Source organism: Fusibacter sp., assembly GCF_057447755.1.
Genome location: NZ_JBVBZF010000332.1, coordinates 1 through 3,828, shown reverse-complemented (window position 1 = coordinate 3,828; position 3,828 = coordinate 1). Strand labels below are relative to the sequence as shown.

Annotated in this window: 4 protein-coding genes; 3 read left to right on the top strand and 1 reads right to left on the bottom strand. The window is 40.5% G+C overall.

Going from position 1 to position 3,828, the window contains the following annotated elements; all coding sequences use genetic code 11:
• A partial coding sequence (locus AC220I_RS19605) for an AraC family transcriptional regulator (protein ID WP_486725556.1) occupies window positions 1-599 on the bottom strand: 599 nt, incomplete at its 3' end.
• A gap of 195 nt (window positions 600-794) precedes the next feature.
• Here AC220I_RS19605 and AC220I_RS19600 point away from each other — a divergent pair.
• The 3 genes from AC220I_RS19600 to AC220I_RS19590 all read left to right on the top strand — a co-directional run.
• Entirely contained in the window at window positions 795-2,066 is a 1,272-nt protein-coding gene (locus AC220I_RS19600; RefSeq protein WP_486725555.1) for an extracellular solute-binding protein, read from the top strand.
• 70 nt (window positions 2,067-2,136) lie between these two features.
• A complete protein-coding gene (locus AC220I_RS19595) occupies window positions 2,137-3,384 on the top strand; it encodes a carbohydrate ABC transporter permease (protein ID WP_486725554.1) in 1,248 nt (415 codons plus the stop codon).
• 9 nt (window positions 3,385-3,393) lie between these two features.
• A partial coding sequence (locus tag AC220I_RS19590) for an ABC transporter permease family protein (RefSeq protein ID WP_486725553.1) occupies window positions 3,394-3,828 on the top strand: 435 nt, incomplete at its 3' end.

The window sequence follows — 3,828 nt, the reverse complement described above, 5'->3', positions numbered from 1 at the left end:
TTGGCATATTTTAAAAAGTATTTGGATTCTTCAGCCTTGTGCATGGCAACGTAATCCATGATGCTCATGCCGACCTCCTGCTTGAAGTGGACGCATAAATAAGACTTGTTCTTATTGATGGCAAAAGCCAAGTCGTCTAGTTTGATGGCCTCTGTGATATTTTCATGAATGTATTCAATCACTTTCATGGTGAGCTGTGAATAATCTAGGATTCGATATTGTTTGATGAGGTTCATATAATCTTCAAGCATGGTGTATTCATATTTTTGAAGGGACTTTAAATGGGCAAATCGCTCTATTTCCCAAATATGCACATCTGATCTTGAGAAGGCCTCCTCCGGGGGCACATTGGCTTCAATAGCCGCACGGGTAAAGAGGGTGCATGAGCCAATCAAAGAATTTTTAGTGGATCTTAGGGGAGAATCTGCTAGTTTAGCGCGTTCTAGTTGATTAATGGCATTGAGACTGGTGATGGCTTCTTGTTCAAGGCCTCTTTGTAGCGCATTGATGAGCTTACGTTCCAAATAATAGGAAGGGTGCTTATAAAATGCCGCATATTGACTGATTTTATTGAGAATCATATTCTGATTGGTTTGCATAATAGACTTCCTTTTGTGGGATAATTGTCCGAAAAATTGTGACACTTCCCCCTATCGAATAAATATATTGTCATAAAACTAAATATTTTACCTATAGTGTATCTTAAAGTCATTTATACTGTCAATATTGTATGCACATAATCATTAAGGCATATGATCTTAGACGATTGTCTATAAAATTCAAGGGGGTAAATCATGAAAAGAGTTTTAGCTTTACTTATGGTATTTACAATGATCTTAGCCATGGGAACGGGTTGCCAAAGCAAGCAAACTGAGCCTACACCGGCACAAGAAACTGCACCAGTACAAGAAGCTACAGAGGAAACGACGCCAGCGGTTGAAAAAACAGTTGTCAAATTTGCGGTTCAAGCAGATTCAACGGATGCACTTAACCAAATCGTAGAAGCATTTAATGCATCAAATGACCTTTATACAGTGGAAGCTGTGGTCATGACAAATGATTCAGGCAACATGCATGATCAATTGATCAATTCGCTTTCAAGTAAATCAGGGGAATATGATGTTATTTCTATGGACGTTGTTTGGGCAGGTGAGTTCGCAGCTGCTGGATACTTAAGACCAATCGATGAGCTCATTAAAAATAATGGCTGGATGCCAACAGATTTTAACTCAGGTTCTATGGCATCAGGTAAATACAAGGGTAAAAACTATGTACTGCCATACTTCTCTGACTTAGGGTTCTTATACTACAGAAAAGACATCGTGTCAGCAGAGGACGCCGCAAAATTAGAGTCAGGCGATTATTCTTGGACAGAACTTTTAGCATTTGCTGAAAAATATCAAGGCCAAGGTGATACTAAATACGGCCATGTTTACCAATCAAAGCAATACGAGGGGTTAACATGTAACTTAAACGAATTTACAAACAACTGGCAAGATGTTAAAGGCGGTCTTGAAACCATGGCAGCTTTTGTGGCATCTAAAGCAACACCAGACGATATTTTAACTTACACTGAGGGTGAAACACACAACGCATTCTTAAACGGCGAATCCGTATTTGCTAGAAACTGGCCTTATGTAAATGGTATGGCAGCAAGTGGTGAATACAATGTCAAAATTGACCAAGTGGGTTATGCACCACTGCCAGAAGGTGGCACTGTAGGTGGTTGGATCTTAGGCATCAACTCTAACTCACAAAACCAAGAAGGTGCAGAAGCATTCCTTGCCTTTATCGCTGGTCCTGTTGGACAAAAAATCAACGCAACAGTGGGAAGCTACATGCCTGGATTTAACGCATTGTTATCAGATGCAGATGTGCTTGCATCAAATGCACTTTTAACAAACCAAGGCTTCTCAAATGCACTTGCTACAACAATCGCAAGACCTGTTGTTGCGAATTACTCAGAAGTTTCGGATACGATTCAAATTAAGGCACATGAGTTCTTATCTGGCAATTCAGATTTAGATGCTGCAGTTGAGGCAATTGAGGCTCAATTAGCACAATAAGTTATGGCAATAAAAATTGAAAGGTGCTGGACACTCTATGCGGACAGCACCTTTTTTATAAGGGGTTCATATGAAAAATATCACAAAATTTATGGATAAAAGCATTGCATACTTATTGATATTACCAGCAATTATATTTATTATTCTCTTTTCTATAATGCCAATTTTTGAATCACTTAAGTATGCCTTTTATGACTTTCAACTCAACGATCAAACCAAATCGGGTTTATATACAAGCACAAATTATAACGGCACCTTATATCAAGAAACCATTGAATATATTGACTACTATTTGGACATTGAGGAGAGCGTCGTTAAAAAACCGGAGACCCTTGCCCAGATTAATCGAGTAAGGGGCATGGTCGATGACTACCAAGCGCATATGACAGATACGATTTTAAAGGGAAAGACAAGTGCCGTTTTTAAAATAAGCAAGGATCAAGAGGCTTGGCTAAAGACTCAAAATAAAGCACTGATTGAAGGCCTTGAGGATGTATATGATTTTGAAGATGACTATTATTCAAAGGAAGACATGCTTGCAGTGGCTTCAGAGCTCGATACATGTGTCATCGAAAGCAATTTCATCGGCATGGGCAACTTTAAGCAGGTCATTACTGACAAACGCGTTCAGTATACCTTGATGGTAACCTTGATCTTTACGATTATCTCAGTCTTCTTTGAATTGATACTGGGTATGTCACTTGCAATGGTCATGAATAAGGCCATGAAGGGGAGGGGCATGATCAGAACCATTTCCCTGATTCCTTGGGCAATTCCGACGTCTGTTGCGGCCCTTATGTGGTCCTATCTCTATAACGGCTCAAGTGGTATTGTGGCACATGCCTTTTCAACAGTGGGTCTAATAGAAGACCCAACAGCCCTTTTGCTGTCTGCTAAAGGGGCACTTGGCGCTATAATATTGGCGGATGTTTGGAAGACCACGCCTTATATGGCCTTGCTGTTATTGGCAGGACTTCAAGTCATTTCGGGTTCACTTTACGAATCCTCGTCACTAGATGGGGCAACCAAACTTCAGCAATTTAGGTACATTACATTGCCCTTATTAAAACCCTCCATTTTCGTAGCCCTCCTCTTTAGGACCTTGGATGCCTTTAGGGTCTTTGACCTCATCTATGTCCTAACAGGTGGTGGTCCCGGAGGTACAACAGAATCCTTGTCTGTTTACGCCTACAAGGTCATGTTCGCACAGACGAGATTTGGTTATGGGTCTGCAATGGTCCTTATTATGGCAATAACTGTCGGTCTCATCTCATTTGCTTATATCAAGCTTTTAGATGTTCAATTAATCGGAGATTAGGGAGGGCTTATGCGTACTAAAAAAACAGAGAGACTTCTAGTGGCTGCAATAATGCTCTATCTCCTAATTATCGTCTTCCCATTCATATGGGTAGCCATTACCTCCATTAAACCGGAGAGTGAAATATGGGGATCAGAGGCTATGAAAGTCTTTTCCGACAACTCAACCCTAGAGCATTATCAAGCGCTTTTTAAGGCACATATTTTAAATACACTTAAGAACAGCTTAATCATCGCTTCTATCACGACGGCATATGTGACTGTGATTGCCTCTTTTTGCGCCTATGCCATCGCCAGACTACACTTTAGATTCAAAAAGGTCCTTCTAGCGGTCATTTTAGGGACGAGTATGTTTCCGCAGATGATTGTCGTGGGTCCAATTTATAGAGTCTTTGTGGCGCTTGGCTGGACCAACTCATATTTTATCACCTTGCCTTATTCCATG